Raw genomic sequence first — 18142 nt, 5'->3', positions numbered from 1 at the left:
TAGTTCATGGCCAGATCGTTGTAGCGATCCAGAACCGCCTTCTTCTCGGCCACGCCCAGCATGACGTTCTCGCGCACGGACAGGGCGGGATCCAGCTGCGGCTCTTGCGGCAGATAGCCGACCTTGGCACCCTCGGCGGCCCATGCCTCGCCCGTGAAATCCTTATCCATTCCCGCCATGATTTTCATCAGCGTGGACTTGCCGGCACCGTTCACGCCGACGACGCCGATCTTCACGCCGGGCAGGAAATTCAGGTGGATATTCTCAAAGCATTTCTTGCCCCCGGGATAGGTCTTGGAAACACCCGACATGTGGTAGACATATTGATAGGCAGCCATGGCATCCTCCCGGAAAAAACTGTGCAGGTCCGTCTACCCGGCACGCGGGCAAAGAGCAATGCGCCGCCGGCCCTGGAAATGTCATTTGGTGAAGCCAACCGACTTGTGTTAGCGGTGACAGATCAAACTTGCGGAAGTACCTGACATGCAGCGGTTTATCCTGCTTGCAGCTTGTTTCATCCTTGGCGGATGCGCGGTCGGTATCGGCCTCGCCCCTCCGCCCAATCTGTATCGCGGCGGCCTCAACTACCCGGATGATTTGGTGCCCTCTGTCTGGCGTACGGCCGAACCCAAGATCTTCTACATGACTGACCGGGCACCAAATGACGAAAGCTATGGGGCTGAGCGCTCGGATTCGATGGCGTTCGGGGCCGCAACCGTCAAATTCGGGCGCGATCTTGGGTGGGAAGAATTGCTGGAACGAACCCGCTCTGATTCAGATGAACAAATCTCGACGCTCTGGGTCCCCGAATTCGAAGAGATCGTCCGCTTCGAAACCACGCCGCTGCCCTATGCACGCGCGGATGGCCGCCTGACTCACCTGCAGGACGCGGTGGATGTCTACAACGAACAGGCGGCCCGCTTTCAAGCCGTAATCGCGGATGAAATCGCACAGACCGGCAATCGCAGCCTTTTGGTTTACGTGCACGGCTTCAACAACGACTTCGAAGACAGCCTGACCACGCTCGCCAACATGTGGCACTTCGCGGGCCGGGAATCAGTGCCTGTGTCCTTCACCTGGCCCGCAGGAAACGGGATCGGTCCGCTTGGCTATTTCCGCGATCGCGATGCGGGCGTGTTCTCGGTCCACCACACCAAGGAATTCCTGCGTATGCTGGCCGATATGCCAGAGGTCGACAGCATCGACATTATCGCCCACTCGCGCGGTACAGACGTCGTCACCACGGCCCTACGGGAATTGATGATTGAAGCGCGGGGTGCGGGCATTCATCCCAAAACAATGCTGAAAACCGGGACGTTCATCATGGCTGCCCCCGATTTGGACGTCGACATCGTGCGCCAGCGGCTTCAAGCCGAGCGGTTCTCGGAAGCGTTTGAGCAAATCAACCTGTATATCAATCCGAATGACGGCGCGCTGCGCCTGTCGGCCTATCTGACCCAGTCCGTCCGGCTTGGCGCGCTTCGGAACGAAGACTTTGTCGATGGTGAGCTTGCACTCCTGCGGAAAGAGGGGCTCGTGCATTTCATCCGGGTCGAAAACGTGCGGGGCGGCTTTGGACATGCATATTTCCGGGACAATCCGGCGGTTCTGTCAGACGTGGTGTTGGCCCTGCGCACCCGTGCATTTCCCGGCGGCACATTGCGCCCGCTTGAACAGGACGAGGCGGGCATCTGGGTGCTGCACCCGAACTATCCGCTTGAACGGTTGCCTGACCTTATAGGCCTCGAAGCGCGCCGGGCCCGTAGCGAAGAACGGTGAGTGAACTTCAAAACATGATGGCCCGCTGGGCACAGCCTGGGACAGTGGCTTGGATCGGCGTGCGCCCTGCACGGGCGGCAGACATTCAGGTACTGGACCGAGCCGAGATTTCAGACAGCGGGATCGAAGGCGATCGCGGTCGTGCGGGCAAACGGGCCGTCACATTGGTACAGGCCGAACACTTGCCCGCCATCGCCTCCTATCTCGGGCGTGACCAGATCGATCCGACAACGCTGCGGCGCAACATCATGGTGCAGGGCCTCAACCTCGCGGGCCTCAAGGGGCGTGAGGTACAGCTGGGTACGGCCGTTTTGCGCTTCACCACCATTTGCGCGCCCTGCAGCCTGATGGAGCGGTTGTTGGGCCATGGCGGTTATGCCGCGATGCGCGGACACGGCGGCTGGTGCGCCGACGTGGTCAAACCCGGCACCATCGCCCTGGGCGACAACGTGCGGCCAATTGATTGACAAGACGACGCGTTTGACGTCCGGTCCTTGCCACTGACCAAGACGGACCTCTAAGTGACCGACCCCGCTTTTCCCATGGCCAGACCGGGCCAGATCATCGGCCTTCTGGGCGGCTCCTTTGACCCTGCCCACGACGGGCACACGCACATCACGCGCGAAGCGATGAAGCGGTTTGGCCTCGACCGCGTGTGGTGGCTGGTGTCCCCAGGAAATCCGCTCAAAGCCAAGGGGCCCGCACCGCTGTCCACAAGACTGGCACATGCGCGGCAGGTCATGCAGCACCCACGTGTGACGGTCACAGATATCGAGGCGCATCTGGGCACGCGCTACACTGCACAGACCCTTACGGCACTGAAAAGACGCTATCAGGGCACGCGGTTTGTCTGGCTGATGGGGGCGGACAATCTGGCCCAGTTTCATCTTTGGCAGGACTGGACCTGGATCATGGAGAACGTGCCCGTGGGCGTTCTGGCCCGTCCGGGTGATCGGATTTCAGCCCGGATGAGCCCCGCCGCACGGCTGTACCGGCCCTACCGCATCTCGGGCCGGGCCAGTCAGCTTCTAGGTCGTTCAAATGCGCCGGCCTGGTGCTTTGTGAACGTGGCCATGACGGCCCAATCATCCACCGCGATCCGGGCACAAGGCAACTGGGCGCCGTCCTCGGATTTGTGATCTTTGCCCGCTTGTTTGCCGGGCAAAGCTGCGGTTACATGCGCCCATGTTGCGCACGATTTCGAGACGTTTTTTTCTTTCAGTTCTGGCCAGCTCCACGGCCTCGGCCGCCCTTGCCGCCCCTCCGACAACCTCGTTGCGACCGCAGGCGCGTGGCGGCAATCACTTCAAAAAGGCCATTGCCGATCCACAGGACATCATCGCCAAGGCCAAGCTGGGCGGGCGGGTCTGCTATGCGGTGGCCGACGCCCGGACAGGAACAAAGCTGGAGGGTGGCAACGCCAAGGTCGGCGCACCCCCCGCATCGGTCGCCAAGGCGGTCACCGCGCTCTATGCGCTGAGTGTACTTGGACACGCCCATCGGTTCAGCACACGTGTTGTCGCAACTGGCGGCGTGTCGGGCGGCGTGGTCCAGGGCGATCTGGTGCTGGTCGGCGGCGGTGATCCGACCCTTGATACCAATGCGCTGGCGGGGCTGGCTGCGGCGCTCAAGGCCAAGGGTATTCGCGAGGTTAGGGGCGACTTCAAAGTGGCCGACGGCCTGTTCCCGGCGGTGCCGACGATCGACAAAGATCAACCCGATCATGTCGGCTACAGCCCGGCGCTGTCGGGCATCGCGCTGAACTTCAACCGCGTACATTTCGAATGGAAGCGGCAGGGCAGCAAATACAACGTCACGATGGATGCACGGTCGGATCGATACCGCCCGGATGTGGCCATTGCCCGGATGCAGGTGAGCGAACGACGCGCACCGGTCTATACCTATTCCGATGGCGGCCGTACCGACAATTGGAGTGTTGCGCGCGGCGCTCTTGGCAATGGCGGCGCGCGCTGGCTGCCCGTGCGCAAACCTGCGCTTTATGCGGGGGACGTGTTCCAGACGCTCGCGCGGTCGCAAGGTGTGGTTCTGAAGAACCCCAAGGTGGTCAGCCGTATCCCGCAGGGCACAACGCTGGCGACGCATCGAAGCGAAGACCTGCGCACGATCCTGCGCGACATGCTGCGTTTTTCAACAAACGTCACGGCGGAAATGGTGGGTATGGCGGCGACGGTCAAACGCAGTGGTCGGCCCTCCTCGCTGCGCGCGTCTGCCTCCGAAATGAACCGCTGGGCGAATGCCGCCCTTGGAACCGCAAAGATGCGGCTCGTGGACCACTCGGGCCTGGGGGGCGACAGCGAGATGACGGCTGACGATATGGTCACGGCCTTGATCAAGGCACGGCAGAACAACATCCTGCGCCCCATCCTCAAGGCGATCCCGATGCTTGATGAACAACGCCGCGCGGTCAAGAACCACCCGATCGAGGTGCATGCCAAGACCGGCACATTGAACTTCGTGTCAGGGTTGGCGGGTTACATGACGGCACGGGACGGGACCGAAATGGCCTTTGCCATCTTCGCCGCAGACGAGGCAACGCGCGCTCGCATCCCCCGCGCCAACCGTGAACGACCCCAGGGCGCACGCAGCTGGAACCGCCGGGCCAAGGCCATGCAGCAACAACTGATCGAACGCTGGGGCGCGGTCTACGGCAGCTAGGCGGAGGGCACCTCCGCCTTACAGTTTTTCCAACACATCATACGAGCGTTGCGCGGCGCAGCACGCTGCGCCTTACATTTCGCACCCGTAAGGCGGATCTTGATCCGCCCCGCACGTCAGGCCGCGTTCTTCATCCGGTTCACATCAATGATGTCCGCCGTCGCCTGCGCTGTCGCCGCTGACAGGGTCCAGCCCAGATGCCCATGCCCGGTGTTGTAGAAGACCCCCGGTTTGGCCCCCGGCCCAACCTTCGGCATCATCGATGGCAGCATCGGGCGCAGCCCCGCCCACGGCACGCAATGCTCGGTCGACACATCGGGAAAGAAGGCCTCGCACCATTCGCGGAGTGGCCGGATACGATCATCGCGGATGTCCAGATTGTAGCCGTTAAACTCGGCCGTACCTGCAATGCGGAACCGCCCACGGCCCAGGCGCGAGGTCACGATCTTGGCCTCGTCATCCAGCAGGCTGACCCACGGGGCCGCGGCCTGGCTTTCGGCATCATCTAGATTGACAGTGATGGAATAGCCCTTAACCGGATAGATGTTCACACGGTCGCCCAGTTGGGCTGCGATGGCACGGCTGCCAACGCCCGCACAGACCACAATGCCGGCAAATTGCTGCGTCTCTGTGGTCCCCGCATGATCCCAGGTCAGGCGAACGCCCGTCCCGATGTGCTCAATGCCGGTCACCTTGCACTTGTAGTGAAAGGATGTGCCCATCTGCTCACACCGGTCGCTCAGCGCGCGGGCATAGCGGTGAATGTCGCCTGTAAAATCGCTCTCGGTATAGAAACCACCAATCGTGTCGGCCTTCAGAACAGGTTCCAAACGCTGGACCTCGTCCGCTGACACTTCCCTTCGTTCCAGCCCCGCCTTTTCCAACAACGCGTTTACCCGGCGGGCATGATCGAACTCGGACTGCAGGCGGTACACATGCAGAATACCGCGCCGTTCCATATCAAAATCAGCCCCGACTTCCCGCGCAAACTCTAAAAGGTGTTCCCGCGCGGCAATGGCAAGGCGCGCCGTCTCAACCGTATTGCGCTCGTAATCGGGGATGTTGCCCATGAATTCCGCCATCCAAGACAGCTTATGCCAACTGGGCGTCGGGTTCACCAGCAAGGGTGCATCGGATTTCAGCATCCATTTCAACCCCTTGAAGATGGTGCCCCAGCGGGTCCAAACCTCGGCATTGCTGGCCGAAAGCTGACCGCCATTGGCAAAGGATGTCTCCATCGCGGCATAGCGGTTGCGGTCAAACACGCTGACGTCATAGCCGCGGCGGGCCAAGGCATAGGCGGTCGTAATACCGGTGATACCGGCGCCGATCACGGCAATACGGGTCATGGGGGTCCTCCCAGCGCACGCAGATATGGACGCATCCGGCACGGTGCCGGGCAAGCGTCCCCATCTGTCGCGAGACCTGAGAGCTTCACGGACCAACAGGGCCGCTTTCTCCTTCGGTGGGCCGGGCGCGTGACGTCCGACCACTCTCCAGATCGTCACATGTGCCCCTCAACTGGGGACGCGGCCGGCACGGTTCGTGGTGCCTGAGAGTTTCCGGGGCGTTGCTCCTTCGGCGGCAGCCTTTCGCTGCACTCTCCCATGTCGGCCTCTGCGACTGCAGCGCATATAGGAAACGGCTGCGAGTCGCGCAAAGGGTTTTTGTCACGCCTTTACGATCACGTGTTCCAGCGTGACATCCGGGTCAGGCCGGCGGGCACACCACGTTGCCAAACCGGTCAAAGGTGACGGCCGGATTGGTCCAGACAACGGATGCATCCGGATCATTGGCATCGCCGCGATAGGCACGGTTGTCCTCTATGGTTTCGCACTCGGCAATGGTGCCAACGACCTCGGCGACATCTGTGACAGCCACACTCTTCAGACCCTGCCGGTCCAACCATGCACGGATCATCGCATTGGTGATGCAGCCGGGCGTGCGCGCACCCAGACGGCACCGTCCGGCAGAAGTGTCCCGCAGGAAGATGGACGCATGATCATCCAATGAAACCTCCGTTTCAGCAAAGACCGGGATCGGCGCGTTGACATATGCTGCATAAGGCGATCGCACGCTGCCCAGATCGATGGTGCATTCATCACCGGCAGCAAAGCAGGCTTGCGCCATCTGCTCCAACTGATGGAGGGCCTCCAGAGCCATGTCCTGTGCATCCTCAACCTGCCGGAACGCCGCCGGGTCCTTCAGCCCCACTAGCGCAGTTGTGCACGTATCACCACATGATCGCACGGGTGCCGCGTATCCATCACGATCAGCCAGTGCCACGGTCAGATCATCATACAGCGTCTCATAGGCACCCATCAGTGCGGCTAGGTCCTCGTGTTCGTCCAGATCGGACTGGCGCGCATCCGCTGCAGGATAGTTTGCCAGCGCCTCGTACGGGCTGATCGAAATCTCGAACAGCTTGCCCGCGTCACGGGCAGCGGTTGCCAATTTGCGGATGCGCGCAATAGCCTGATCGGCATCGGCGGGCAGGTCGCTGTCGGCCAGCGGATCGGGTTCGGCACCCTCACCTTCGGCAGTGTCTGCCACTACAGGCGTCGGGTTTGTCTGGGTGGCAGACCCGCCTTCCTGAAAGAAAGTCAGATCGCGTTCATAGCTGCTGGACGACGCTGTCTTGTCCGACCCCGCAGCCACCGAAGCCTTTTGTCCCCAACCTTCGCCCGTGACCGAGGCGCGCATGGTTTCCCGCTCTTCCTTGCTTTGGGTTTTGACCACTGAGACAAGATAGGCGCGCGCGCCGCTGACGGCCGCAGATACATAACCGTCCCCGCAGATACGCCGGAATGCGGTCGGATTTGCCTCTGCCAGTGCAGCAGCTTCATCGGTCAACCGGACGGATGGCCCGATAGGGGCAAGGGCGCCTGTCGAAACAGCCACCGTCTCAGCTTGTGGCACGTCTGCGTCGCCATCCAGCGGGGGCGCCACGTAGATGCTGTCGTTCAACACTTCGGCACGCACCACATAGGTGACGCTCATAGAAGTGATCTTGGAGTTCTTTGAAATGGAGGCTTTGCCATCCACCTTGGCACCAAAAGCGCGTACCGTGGTCGAGGCCGAGACATCCATGGCCTTGGCCAATGTGTAACTGTCGGACACTTCCCGGATCGTAATGTTGCTGGTCTGCGCGCCGCCGCTGCCTTGGGAAAAGACGATGCATTCGGTTGGGATCGCTTCACCTCGTTGCTCGCTCCAGCCCCAGCCCAGCTTGACCACCTCCGGCGCGGCAACTGAAAAACTGCCGGGAATGTCGCTGCGCCCGCTTGAGCGGGCCGACAGGGATGGCGCCGACGCAAAGGACAACTCCATTGCGTCATCGGTTTGGGTTGACTGAGCGCTGACGGGCAGAGGTCCAAATCCAACCGCTGCTGCGGCCAAAAAGGTTTTGATCGGGTAACGCATTCAAATATCCATTTCATTTCAAAGCACAGGTCACGAACAGCGCAGGCGTGAACACGACCCACCGAACCATTGGGCAAGCCCCAGTCCGGATACGGAAAAACTGCTGGCAAAAGCCGATAAACAATAAATACAAAATCGCGCGCCGGAGCGCGTGACAGGTTTCACCCTAAGTGGAAAAACCGTGTCAGATCAAGAAAAGGCAGGCGTGCACTGGTTTCGGACCGGCGCCGTTTGGGCAAGGCTACAGCGTCAAATGCCTTGCGCGTGCCCCGCGTTCGATGGCGGCAGCATGCAGACGGTCGATGTTCAACTCGTACCGCATCTCTTCCAGAAGGCGCAGCTCCGCCTCGTCCAGCGTGCCATCGGCCGCCGCCACATCACAGGCCAGGGCATAGGCCGTCTCGTACAACCGGTCTGGCAGCGCTTCGCGCACAAGGCCAAACAGGGCGTCCAGACCGTCCTCCTGTTCAAACAGGTCAAACACCATCTGCGCCATGCGGTTCAACCGATCCAGGTCATAGCCCGCAAAAACCGGCAGATTGTTCACGGCCGAGTTAATCTTGACCAGTTCCGCCGTGCGGATGTCTTCGTCTGATGCAGACACCGCGATCATCATGGCGACCAGCGCGTCCTGCGCGGTAAGAGAGAGTTGTGAAGCGGCCATGGTACAGTGTCCTTTCTCGGTGCTTTGTCCCTCAATATTGACGGCTGCGGCAGCCCGCAATAGGTAGCGGCGGGATTGTCCCTGCGGGGCCAGTCAATCAGGGCCGCGCATAGGGCGCAGGCCATCACATGGGATCATATGAGATGTCGAGTTTCCGTGACGCCGCGATGACGAGCAAAGCCTGGCCATTCGAAGAGGCCCGCCGCTTGCTCAAACGCTATGAAAAGGCGCCACCGGAAAAGGGATACGTGCTGTTTGAGACGGGCTATGGTCCCTCGGGCCTGCCCCATATCGGCACCTTTGGCGAGGTGGCCCGCACCACGATGGTGCGCCGTGCGTTCGAGGCGATCTCGGACATCCCGACCAAGCTGATCTGTTTCTCGGACGACCTTGACGGGATGCGTAAGGTGCCCGGCAACGTACCAAACCCCGAGGTGCTGGAACAGCATTTGCAGCGCCCGCTAACGGATGTGCCGGACCCGTTTGGAACGCATGAAAGCTTTGGCCATCACAACAACGCCATGCTGCGCCGGTTCCTCGATACGTTCGGGTTCGACTACGAATTCTATTCGGCCCGCGAATTCTATGCCTCGGGCCAGTTCGACGAAATCCTGCTGCGCTGCGCTGAGAAATACGATGATCTAATGAAGATCATGCTGAAATCGCTGCGCGAAGAGCGGGCGGCCAGCTACTCCATTTTCCTGCCGCTGCACCCCGAAACCCGCCGGGTGATGTATGTGCCAATGAAGCATGTGGACGCGGTGAACGGCACGGTCACCTTTGACGACGAGACCGGCAAGGAATGGACCCTGCCCGTCACTGGCGGCAACGTGAAACTGCAGTGGAAGCCGGACTTTGGTGCACGCTGGGCGGCCTTGGGTGTCGATTTCGAGATGTACGGCAAGGAACACGCCACAAACGAAAAGATCTATGACGCGATCTGTCGGACACTGGGTGCGCGCCCGCCGAACCACTTCAGCTATGAGCTATTCCTGGATGATCAGGGGCAGAAGATCTCGAAATCGTCCGGCAATGGGGTCAGCATCGACGAGTGGCTGACCTATGCATCGACCGAGTCGCTGTCTTACTTCATGTACCAGAAGCCCAAGACGGCAAAGCGCATGTTCTTTGATGTGATCCCCAAGGCGGTCGATGAATACCACCAGCAACTGCGCGCCTATCCGGGGCAAGACGACAAGGGCAAGGCGACAAACCCGGTGTGGCACATCCATTCCGGCGATGTGCCGGAAAGCGATATGGTTGTGCCCTTTGCCATGCTGCTGAACCTCGCCTCGGTCAGCCAGGCCGAGGACAAGGACAAGCTGTGGGGTTTCATCCGCCGCTACGCGCCCGAGACTGGGCCCGAGACGCATCCCGGCATGGACAAGGCCGTGGGGCACGCGGTGCGCTACTACAATGATTTCGTGAAGCCGGCCAAGGTGTACCGCATGCCGACCGACCCCGAACGCGAGGCGCTGGAAGCATTGAAGACCGAGTTGGAAGCCTATGACGGGCCGATCGAAGACGAGGCATTGCAGTCGGTTGTCTATGCCGTTGGGCGCGACCGGTTCGACCCGCTGCGGGGCTGGTTCACAGCAATTTACGAGGTGCTTTTGGGTGCGTCGCAAGGGCCTCGATTTGGTGGGTTCATTGCCCTTTACGGCGTGCAGGAAACGATCGCCCTGATCGAAAAAGGGCTGGCCGGAAAGCTGGTGGGCTAATTTGTCCCCGCGGGGACAAGCTGTTCGGTCATGTCATTGAAATTTAAGTAACTTGTGAAAGCCAAGTGGGTTCAACCGCTTGGCTGTCGCACGCTGCATTCAGCCGATTTTAACCATGCGCAAAGCATGCTGTTGCCCGAAGGCAGGCGGCGCTGGTTTGGATCCAATTGCGGCTGTCTGATGTCAGTTTTGACGGGAGGCAAGAGACTGCTGAGGCATTGGTATATCTGGGGGCGAAATATCATCTCGCTGCATCTGCGCCAAGGTCCGCTGTGATTAAATCGCCAAGATTGAACTTGCTGCTCGTTGTCCTGATATGCGCGCGCCGCGCTTGGTGCCTCGGTGTTCAGGACTTGTATGTTCACCTGCAAAGTAAATCCGTTTTTGGACAGGTTTTTCGAACTCACCAAACTGCGCAAGTGACCCACCTGCTTGAGCAAATGAATATGCGCCATAGAAATGTTGATCCTGCGACCAATGCGTCGTGAGAACGTTTCGTGGTGTACCAACATCGCGGCCCAAACCGAACGCAGAACATCCAACGCATAGGCCATCATGCGTGCCTTAATCATGCGATCCGCAACAGGAGCGTACTGCCCAACGGACAACCCAAGCAAAATGTTCCCATCACTAAACGTGCGGTAGTTCGACCAATAGTTCCAGCGCCCTTTGGGTTCGGTCGTCATTCCGAGATATGGTGTGTCAATGCCCCAGAACGGTTCGTCGAATTTCATCGCTATCTTTGTGACCGATCCAAAGCTGATTTGCTCAATCGCATCTCGCAAACTCACTGGCAGTGGCGGATCGAATTCGATCGCGTTGGATTTCAGGACGTCCAGTGGGACCGTACAGATCGCGTAATCTGCTGAAATATCGTGGATTTCCACTTCCACGCTATCGTGCCATATCCGGGAAACCGGCGCATTCAGTCGGATATCGAGCCCTGCCGCCAATGGCGCAATGATCGCATCGTAGCCTTCTGTGAAGATGACATCATCTCCGGGGAAGGTTTGGGTTTCAAAGCCATTTGCGGCTGAGATATCCTCAATCCCCGCACCGGTATCAAACTCAAAAAGCGTTGAGCATCCAACGCGTAAGCGGATCGGTAAGTAGGTCAGGATCACGCTGCGCCAACATCTGTTCCACGCTTAACTGGCCCGAAGCGTCAGGGTAATACAGCATCTCTTCGAAAGTGGAGTAAAGCCGTTCCAACCGTTGATATCCTGCATCCGACAGTGGGCTCCCATCGGGTTTGAAGACATCTAGACTGTCGTCATTGGTCACGATTGTTGGCGCATTGATCTGTTCGGCAAGCTGATGTGTCGATTTCCGGAACTTGGCCCATGAATCCATCCGGTGCCGAATTCGAAGGGTACCCCCAACGACATGTCCGTGCGGACCCGCCCGCCAACACAGCTGCCCGACTCCAACACCACGGCTTCGACGCCATGCGCCTGAAGTTCATGGGCGGCAGCCAAACCAGACGGGCCTGCCCCCACGACAATGACCTTGGTGTCTGACAGAGCCTGGCCTGTGGCGCCTGAAGAGAGCGTCGTGAGATAGGTTACAATGCTCAGTTTCACGGCGTCACGGCGGTTCAGATTCAAAGTTGTTCTCGTCTGGCAAAACCATTGCTTACTGACAGTCGCCAGTTCTCAAGTGTCGAGCTTCCAACAGCTGGCAAACCTGACAGATGAGCAAAAGACCGCAAGACAAGAGGATTGAGCGCGGCTACCCGCCCAAACGCACATACCAAAGTGCCCGCACCTTCCGCGCACGCGCACATGCCTCTAATCCCAACAATGCATTCACTTCGAGTAAGGCGATGAAAGCACACCAACGAAACAGTTATGTGACGTTATGGCTGGGGGACATGGTCGCGCGGGCCAAACACGTTCCCCAATCCATTATGTTGCTGCTTTCAACAACTGCAATCGTTTGTCTGCTTTTCTTCGCTACGTTGATCCGGCCCTCGATCATGCGCGAAGATGGCCTGGTCGAGTCTACCTCGGCGGTCCTATTCCTATTTGCCAGTCTGCTTGCTGTCTGGACCTTGGCAACCGGCGACCTGGCACGCAAACGCGATGTGCGGTTGCTTCTCGGGGTCTCGCTGTTCTCGCTTCTTCTGTTTTTGAGTGAAGTGAGTTTTGGGGCACGCTTCTTTGATTTCGAGATGCCCCCAATGGAGGGTGGCGGGCAGTTTGATGGCGGGCATGACATTGCCATCATCCTGCTGCGGATGATGCTGAAAGGCGATGCGACATCTCTTGTCGTCGCGCTTTCGTTGCTGCTTGCCTTCATTGGTTTTCTGGCCGTGATCTACAAGGCACGCGATCCCATCCGGCGCTTCCTGCAAGATGAGTTTCACTTCGCCCTACTGCTTCATTTGGCTCTTTTAGCTTGTGGTGTTCTTTTGGACCTCGTGCCGTCTCGCAAAGTCTCTTTGTTGGAGGAAGCTGTCGAGTTCACCGCATCGGTGACGATTGTCTGGGCCTTGCTTATCTTTCGTCGCGTTTAATCGTTTGTGTTTCAAACCTTTCGAGACGAACAACCGTCGGATTGAGCACATGTCCAGGACGGACATTCTGCAGATGAGGAATGCACTCGTTGCCAAGCCTTGTTGCGGGCCGCTCCGAGTTGGATCGCGCCGATCCGTGCACCCGCCCGACGTTCTGCCCAAAAACTGGGCCACTTGGGAGTGAATGATCAATCTGAACAGCGACTTTTTGCGCAGCGACTTCAAGAGCAGAATTAAGGGTCGCTAAGCACCAACGTTGACGACATATACAACCCAACCGATGATGCAACCTATGGTAGAGATTTGTATGGCAGCGCATTACACCAACATGGTGCCCGGCCACATGCACGGCGCGCGCAGCAACGACCAGAGTGAAGTGGCAGCAACAGAATCTGGCGGGGGTCCCCAATGATCAGTTTCGAGGTTGGCGATCGCTGGCAAGGCGGGTTCCTGGGTGAGATCACAATCACCAACACAACCGACCAGGCCATAGAGGACTGGTCCCTGGACTTTGACACCACTGGGTATTCGATCACCGGCGCATGGGGTGGAAATCTAACTATTCATGGCAACATGACCAACTTTGAGGCCAGAGGTTGGACGACCAATATACCGCCCGGGGAATCAATCACGTTCGGCTTTTCGGCTGCGGGCGGAGAACCCTCAAAACTGGGAAGCTTGGTTTTTGATGCGAACTTGGAAGATGGCAGCACGGTCAGGGTGCCCGAAGACGCCGAGCCTGCAGGCGACTTACCGACGGCGGATGACAGCACAACACTTCCGGTCGGTGGAGACGACGGAGCGCCGTTTGGCGCAGCCGACTATGACGCTGTTTTGAACAAATCCATGCAGTTTTATTACGCCAACTATGCGGGCGAATTGCCGGACGATCACCCCATTTCATGGCGTTGGGATTCAACGCTTGATGACGGCGCGGAAGTCGGGCGCGATTTGTCGGGCGGCATGTTTGATGCGGGTGATCACGTGAAGTTCGGCTTGCCGATGGCGGGCACCGCGACCACCCTTGCGTGGGGCGGGCTCGAGTTTGAGAACGGATACAAAGATACGGGCGCCTATGACGCGCTTAGTGACCATCTGCGCCAACTCAACGACTATTTCCTGAATGCCTATGATGACAAAGGCACGGCGGATCTGTCGGACGACGAGTTCCACGCTCAGGTGGGCGACGGCAACGACGACCACGCCTTCTGGGGCGCGCCAGAGGACATGTTGATGGATCGTCCCGTCTATTCCCTTGATGCTGAAAACCCCGGAACAGAGGTCACCGCCCAAACTGCGGCCGCCATGGCCTCTGCGTCCATGTTCTTTCGCGCGCAAGGCGACACGGCCTACGCCGACGAGTTGCTCGAAAATGCCGTTCAGCTGTTCGAATTCTCCGAGACGTATTTGGGAAGATATACAGACACCGTGACCGATGCGGCACAATTCTACTACTCTTGGAGCGGCTATGAAGACGAGCTATCATGGTCCGCAAACTGGCTTTATCAAGCCACTGGGGATGAGGCTTATCTGCAGAAATCCATCGATTACTATGTGGAGCCGAACACCTATTTTGCCTATGGCTGGGACAACATGAGCAACGGTACCACGCTCTTGCTGGCGCACCAAACGGGGGATGCGCGCTATATTGAGGATCTGGACCGGCATCTGGACTACTGGTTGAACGACATCGCGACAACGCCCGGGACGGACACCAATGATGGCTTGGCCTGGATCGATCAGTGGGGGTCAAACCGCTATGCTGCCAATACATCGCTTCTGGCCACAGTGCACGCGAAGCAACTGGCCAAGGTCGATCCCCAAGGCAATGCGGAGCGTGTCGAGGATTTGCTGGATTTCGCCTCCGATCAACTGGATTTCATGATGGGCGACAATCCGGATGGGCAGAGCTTTGTCGTGGGCTTCGGCGAAGACTTCCCGCTGAACCCGCACCATCGCGGCGCATCAGGCACAAGGCATGTGGATGACCCCGCGCCGAATGCCTACATCCTCCATGGAGCGCTGGTCGGCGGTCCCGCCCCGAATGGTGACTATGATGATGTACGCACCAACTACGTCACAAACGAAGTTGCAACGGATTACAATGCTGGTTTTTCGGGTGCATTGGCAGGCTTCTATGAGAGTCTGGCTTACGACATCTGGATGTGACGCCGTTCCAGATACCCGGATCAGGGATTTTTCATCGCACTGGCCTGAACAGACGTGATTTAATATCCCTGTCCGAATTTATAGATGCGCCCGCCCAACTGAGAGCACGGAACATGCTGGGGCGGACAGGGTCGCAAATCTGTTTTTGGTCTCTCAAGACAGAAAAGGCTGAAATCTCAGCACATGCGGGGCTTGTCCGGCGGTCTGCTGCCGACCTGATATCGTTGGGGTTGCACCCATGTGTGGCGCATGGACCAGTGAAAACAACCTTTGCAATATCCGCTGGGCGAGGAAGTTTTCATGAAGCCAGACTTTATCATCGCAGGCGCACCTAAGTGCGGGACCACATCGCTTCATCAGATCCTGGACCAGCATCCGGATGCCTGGGTCGCAAAGAACGAGATCTATTTTTTCGATGCCGACGATCCGATAGCCCATGGCGATTTCTTGGACATCGACAGTGGCGACTTATCATGGCGCGATCCAAGGGATCCGGCCACGCGAAAGATGTATGAGAGCCGCTTTGCCGACGCGCCACAGGATGCGCTGATCGGCGAGGATACCACGACCTACCTGATGTCCGACGTAGCCCCGTTCCGTATCAAGGCGGCCGATGACAAGGTGAAGGTGATCTTCATGCTGCGCGATCCGGTCAAGCGGGCGTTCTCGCAGTATTGGCACCTGCTGCGCAGCGGGCGCACCTGCGACTCCTTCGAAGCCGCCCTGAGCAGCGAGATGTCCATCGTGATGGGATCGACCTATGCCCCGCGCTTGCGAAACTTTTATGCAGCACTTGGGGAGAAGCGTGTCCATGTCGTTCTGTTTGAGGAATTCAAAGCCGATCAACAGGCTACACTTGACCGATTGACCACATTTCTGGGCCTGTCCCCCATTTCAGTAGAGTCGGTTGAGACCTGGCACAACAGGACAAGATACCCGGCAAAAGCGGAGACGTTGCAGCGTCTCAACCGTGTGGGCAGGCTGCTGGTTCGGTATAGGTATGCGCGGCACTTCAAAGGGCACGTGCCCTTGTCGTCACGTATCGGGCACAAGGCATATCGGCGCTGGTTTCGCTTTGTTTCAGAACGAGTGCTCACCCAAGATCACCCGCCGTCAGACATGCGAGCGAAAACACGCGCATATCTGTGTCAGCATCTTTCAGACCGCAATGCAGGGCTCTCTGATCTTCTTGGCAAGGATTTGAGCCAGTACTGGCAGGGATTCACGGAATAAGGGAATGCCTAAAACCTAGGCAACAAATGCCCCTTGGCAGCAACAGGCGGCCAAATCGTGTTCAGGTCGGCAAGCTGCCGCGTATGTCCGGGGTTCGTGTTTGTTTGCGCCAACGCTGGACGGTATTTTTTGGGCACTTCCTTACGATCCCTGCGCTTCTATGGATGTGGAAAAATGCGAGCAATGCGTCAACGTGTAAGGCAGGTTTTCCTGTCAAAAGCTGCTCTTGCCGTTTGCCTGCTGATGCCTTCTGTCGGGTTGCCGCAAGAGGACACTTCGTTCTTCGAGCCATTTGATACCTTGGCAAAGAGCCGGTGGTTCATTTCCAGCGGCTGGGCCAATGGAGATCACCAGAGCTGTTTATGGCATCGGGATCGAGTTGCCATTGAAAACGGCAAGCTGCTGTTGTCGTTGACTGCGGATCCCAAGGAAGACCGGAATCTGAGCTGTGCCGAAATCCAGACCCGGGATCGGTTTGGATATGGCACCTACGAGGCACGGATGAAGGTCCCCTACGCAGAGGGGATGAACGCCAATCTTTTCACCTTCATCGGAGCGCCACAGGAGCGCCCGCATAATGAGATCGATTTCGAGTTTATCGCGCCCCGCCAGCCCGCCTTGCAAACGAACTTCCACACAGCCGAGAGCAGCACCAACGAGGAAGTGCATCGTACATCGGAGGACGACGGGTATCGTACATATTCTTTTATCTGGGAACCGGACCGAATTCGCTGGTTTATCGACGGCTCCCTAATCCGCGATCAGCGCGGCGGTGTCTTACCGAACGAGCCACAGAAGATTTACCTAAGCCTATGGTCCACTGACACCCTGATCGACTGGATGGGGCGGTTCGATCCGGCGTCTGCCCCGCAGACATTACAAGTGGACTGGATGGGGTTCACTGAGCTGGGCAGCGGCTGTGCTTTCGATGAGTCAGTGCTGTGCAATCCCGACGTGGACGCATCGCTGTGAGCGGGCCCTGCCTCACCTGGTTTTGGAGCAGCGGAGCACCAAGTGCATGATGATCTCTCAGGCGCGCCTTGTGAATCCAGCCGAGAACACGCATTTCGTGGTGCCAGCGGTCGTGCTCTCCACGCTCGTTTTCGCCTACTCAGTGAATTTCGGTGCGATCTCGATCCTCGCGTTCTATGGCTGCTGGGCGCTGCCTTTCCTGATCGCACCGAGAATCCTGTTCGCCCAGCCTGGGCCAGTCGTGCTGCTGATGATCATCCCGTTCTTTTTCGGGCTCTCAACACTCTGGAGTGACGCGGCCGGGGCCACCTTGCGCGCCGCAACCCAATACACCATCACCTTTGGCGCGGGGTTGATTGCCGCGCGGATCGTGTCGCTTGGGAATCTGGCGCTCGGCAGCATGATTGGTGGTCTTCTGGTGCTGATCTATTCAATCATGCAGGGTGGTTATTCATACGACTACATCGACGGTGATTTCGCGTTTCGCGGTGCGTTTTCGTCAAAGAACCAGCTGGGCTATTTCGCGACGCTCACAATTCTCTTCTCGCTCTCGCTGATCTGGATCTTTCAGAGCATACGCAGTGTTCAGCTTGTTGCCCTTCTGAGCGCTGGGCTTGGATTCGTAATGCTGTGGATGTCGGATTCCGCGACATCTTTGCTGTCGGCGATGGCTGCTTTCGGTGCGATTGCTCTGATCGGAGGCGTTGTGCTCTTGCCGCCCAAGTTGCGTCGTGCTGCCGTATTCATCATCGTGATGTGCGGTCTCGGAACTGGCATTGCCGGTTTGTTGCTTGGCGGATTTGATGCGGTGCTGTCGGCGTTCGGCCGAGACACAAGCCTGACCGGGCGCACTTACCTGTGGAACCAGGCCCTTGAAATCGGTGGGCAGCAACCGCTTTTCGGCCTTGGATACAACGCGTTCTGGACCCACGGGCGCCCGGAAGCAGAAATGCTTTGGCAAGAATTCTACATCACCGCGCGCACGGG

At 58.5% G+C, this 18142-nt stretch carries 17 protein-coding genes and 2 riboswitches; of the genes, 10 read left to right on the top strand and 7 right to left on the bottom strand.

Annotated features, from left to right (window positions below):
• Nucleotides 1-338, bottom strand: a 338-nt coding sequence (locus tag AC6RA8_RS15090; protein WP_500353577.1) for an ATP-binding cassette domain-containing protein, incomplete at its 3' end; no start/stop codon positions are given.
• Between the two features lie 145 nt (nt 339-483).
• Here AC6RA8_RS15090 and AC6RA8_RS15085 point away from each other — a divergent pair.
• The 4 genes from AC6RA8_RS15085 (at nt 484) to dacB (ending at nt 4455) form a co-directional block, all read left to right on the top strand.
• A complete protein-coding gene (locus tag AC6RA8_RS15085) occupies nt 484-1779 on the top strand; it encodes an alpha/beta hydrolase (RefSeq protein WP_500353575.1) in 1296 nt (431 codons plus the stop codon).
• Nucleotides 1776-2246, top strand: coding sequence for an MOSC domain-containing protein (locus AC6RA8_RS15080; RefSeq protein ID WP_500353573.1), 471 nt, complete (start codon nt 1776-1778; stop codon nt 2244-2246). The genes AC6RA8_RS15085 and AC6RA8_RS15080 overlap by 4 nt, the downstream gene beginning before the upstream one ends.
• Before the next feature lie 75 nt (nt 2247-2321).
• Nucleotides 2322-2918, top strand: coding sequence for a nicotinate-nucleotide adenylyltransferase (locus tag AC6RA8_RS15075; protein ID WP_500353579.1), 597 nt, complete (start codon nt 2322-2324; stop codon nt 2916-2918).
• Nucleotides 2919-2964: 46 nt separating this feature from the next.
• Nucleotides 2965-4455, top strand: coding sequence for a D-alanyl-D-alanine carboxypeptidase/D-alanyl-D-alanine endopeptidase (gene dacB, locus AC6RA8_RS15070; RefSeq protein WP_500353571.1), 1491 nt, complete (start codon nt 2965-2967; stop codon nt 4453-4455).
• Nucleotides 4456-4571: 116 nt separating this feature from the next.
• Here the strand turns inward: dacB and AC6RA8_RS15065 are convergent, their stop codons facing one another.
• From AC6RA8_RS15065 to AC6RA8_RS15055, 3 genes are all read right to left on the bottom strand, one after another.
• A complete protein-coding gene (locus AC6RA8_RS15065; RefSeq protein WP_500353569.1) occupies nt 4572-5804 on the bottom strand; it encodes a D-amino acid dehydrogenase in 1233 nt (410 codons plus the stop codon).
• Nucleotides 5805-5858: 54 nt separating this feature from the next.
• Nucleotides 5859-5965: riboswitch (glycine riboswitch) on the bottom strand.
• Between the two features lie 19 nt (nt 5966-5984).
• Nucleotides 5985-6073: riboswitch (glycine riboswitch) on the bottom strand.
• A 92-nt stretch (nt 6074-6165) separates the two neighbouring features.
• Nucleotides 6166-7878, bottom strand: a complete 1713-nt coding sequence (locus tag AC6RA8_RS15060) for a hypothetical protein (RefSeq protein ID WP_500353567.1) — start codon at nt 7876-7878, stop codon at nt 6166-6168.
• 241 nt (nt 7879-8119) lie between these two features.
• The gene (locus AC6RA8_RS15055) at nt 8120-8542 is read right to left on the bottom strand and encodes a tellurite resistance TerB family protein (RefSeq protein ID WP_500353565.1); all 423 of its coding nucleotides are present in this window, start codon (nt 8540-8542) and stop codon (nt 8120-8122) included.
• 143 nt (nt 8543-8685) lie between these two features.
• On the opposite strand from AC6RA8_RS15055, the gene AC6RA8_RS15050 reads away from it, so the two are divergent.
• Complete coding sequence (locus AC6RA8_RS15050; protein WP_500353563.1) at nt 8686-10263, top strand: lysine--tRNA ligase; 1578 nt, start codon at nt 8686-8688, stop codon at nt 10261-10263.
• Between the two features lie 71 nt (nt 10264-10334).
• Here the strand turns inward: AC6RA8_RS15050 and AC6RA8_RS15045 are convergent, their stop codons facing one another.
• From AC6RA8_RS15045 to AC6RA8_RS15035, 3 genes are read right to left on the bottom strand one after another with little or no spacing between them, the layout of a single operon-like run.
• Nucleotides 10335-11387 carry a flavin monoamine oxidase family protein gene (locus tag AC6RA8_RS15045; RefSeq protein WP_500353561.1) on the bottom strand — a complete coding sequence of 351 codons (1053 nt, stop codon included), beginning with the start codon at nt 11385-11387 and terminating at the stop codon, nt 10335-10337.
• Nucleotides 11332-11547 carry a hypothetical protein gene (locus tag AC6RA8_RS15040; RefSeq protein ID WP_500353559.1) on the bottom strand — a complete coding sequence of 72 codons (216 nt, stop codon included), beginning with the start codon at nt 11545-11547 and terminating at the stop codon, nt 11332-11334. Before AC6RA8_RS15040 ends, AC6RA8_RS15045 begins: the two co-directional genes overlap by 56 nt.
• On the bottom strand, nt 11544-11846 hold the full coding sequence (locus AC6RA8_RS15035; protein WP_500353557.1) for an NAD(P)-binding protein: 303 nt from the start codon (nt 11844-11846) through the stop codon (nt 11544-11546). The genes AC6RA8_RS15040 and AC6RA8_RS15035 overlap by 4 nt, the downstream gene beginning before the upstream one ends.
• Before the next feature lie 395 nt (nt 11847-12241).
• On the opposite strand from AC6RA8_RS15035, the gene AC6RA8_RS15030 reads away from it, so the two are divergent.
• The 5 genes from AC6RA8_RS15030 to AC6RA8_RS15010 form a co-directional block, all read left to right on the top strand.
• On the top strand, nt 12242-12781 hold the full coding sequence (locus tag AC6RA8_RS15030) for a hypothetical protein (protein WP_500353555.1): 540 nt from the start codon (nt 12242-12244) through the stop codon (nt 12779-12781).
• A 408-nt stretch (nt 12782-13189) separates the two neighbouring features.
• The gene (locus tag AC6RA8_RS15025; protein WP_500353553.1) at nt 13190-14950 is read left to right on the top strand and encodes a glycoside hydrolase family 9 protein; all 1761 of its coding nucleotides are present in this window, start codon (nt 13190-13192) and stop codon (nt 14948-14950) included.
• A 300-nt stretch (nt 14951-15250) separates the two neighbouring features.
• Entirely contained in the window at nt 15251-16183 is a 933-nt protein-coding gene (locus AC6RA8_RS15020) for a sulfotransferase family protein (RefSeq protein ID WP_500353551.1), read from the top strand.
• A 243-nt stretch (nt 16184-16426) separates the two neighbouring features.
• On the top strand, nt 16427-17155 hold the full coding sequence (locus AC6RA8_RS15015) for a family 16 glycosylhydrolase (RefSeq protein WP_500353549.1): 729 nt from the start codon (nt 16427-16429) through the stop codon (nt 17153-17155).
• A gap of 46 nt (nt 17156-17201) precedes the next feature.
• Nucleotides 17202-18142: O-antigen ligase family protein (locus AC6RA8_RS15010; RefSeq protein WP_500353548.1), on the top strand; the 941-nt coding region annotated here is incomplete at its 3' end.

It is taken from the genome of Tateyamaria sp. (assembly GCF_059783535.1).
Note: the sequence above shows the minus strand (reverse complement) of the source record. Positions and strands in the feature narration are given on the sequence as shown.

Coding starts and splice junctions, on each gene's coding strand:
- AC6RA8_RS15085 (WP_500353575.1), top strand. CDS start 484: ATGCAGCGGTTTATCCTGCTTGCAGCTTGTTTCATCCTTGGCGGATGC.
- AC6RA8_RS15075 (WP_500353579.1), top strand. CDS start 2,322: ATGGCCAGACCGGGCCAGATCATCGGCCTTCTGGGCGGCTCCTTTGAC.
- dacB (WP_500353571.1), top strand. CDS start 2,965: ATGTTGCGCACGATTTCGAGACGTTTTTTTCTTTCAGTTCTGGCCAGC.
- AC6RA8_RS15065 (WP_500353569.1), bottom strand. CDS start 5,804: ATGACCCGTATTGCCGTGATCGGCGCCGGTATCACCGGTATTACGACC.
- AC6RA8_RS15060 (WP_500353567.1), bottom strand. CDS start 7,878: ATGCGTTACCCGATCAAAACCTTTTTGGCCGCAGCAGCGGTTGGATTT.
- AC6RA8_RS15055 (WP_500353565.1), bottom strand. CDS start 8,542: ATGGCCGCTTCACAACTCTCTCTTACCGCGCAGGACGCGCTGGTCGCC.
- AC6RA8_RS15050 (WP_500353563.1), top strand. CDS start 8,686: ATGTCGAGTTTCCGTGACGCCGCGATGACGAGCAAAGCCTGGCCATTC.
- AC6RA8_RS15030 (WP_500353555.1), top strand. CDS start 12,242: ATGCGCGAAGATGGCCTGGTCGAGTCTACCTCGGCGGTCCTATTCCTA.
- AC6RA8_RS15025 (WP_500353553.1), top strand. CDS start 13,190: ATGATCAGTTTCGAGGTTGGCGATCGCTGGCAAGGCGGGTTCCTGGGT.
- AC6RA8_RS15020 (WP_500353551.1), top strand. CDS start 15,251: ATGAAGCCAGACTTTATCATCGCAGGCGCACCTAAGTGCGGGACCACA.
- AC6RA8_RS15015 (WP_500353549.1), top strand. CDS start 16,427: ATGCCTTCTGTCGGGTTGCCGCAAGAGGACACTTCGTTCTTCGAGCCA.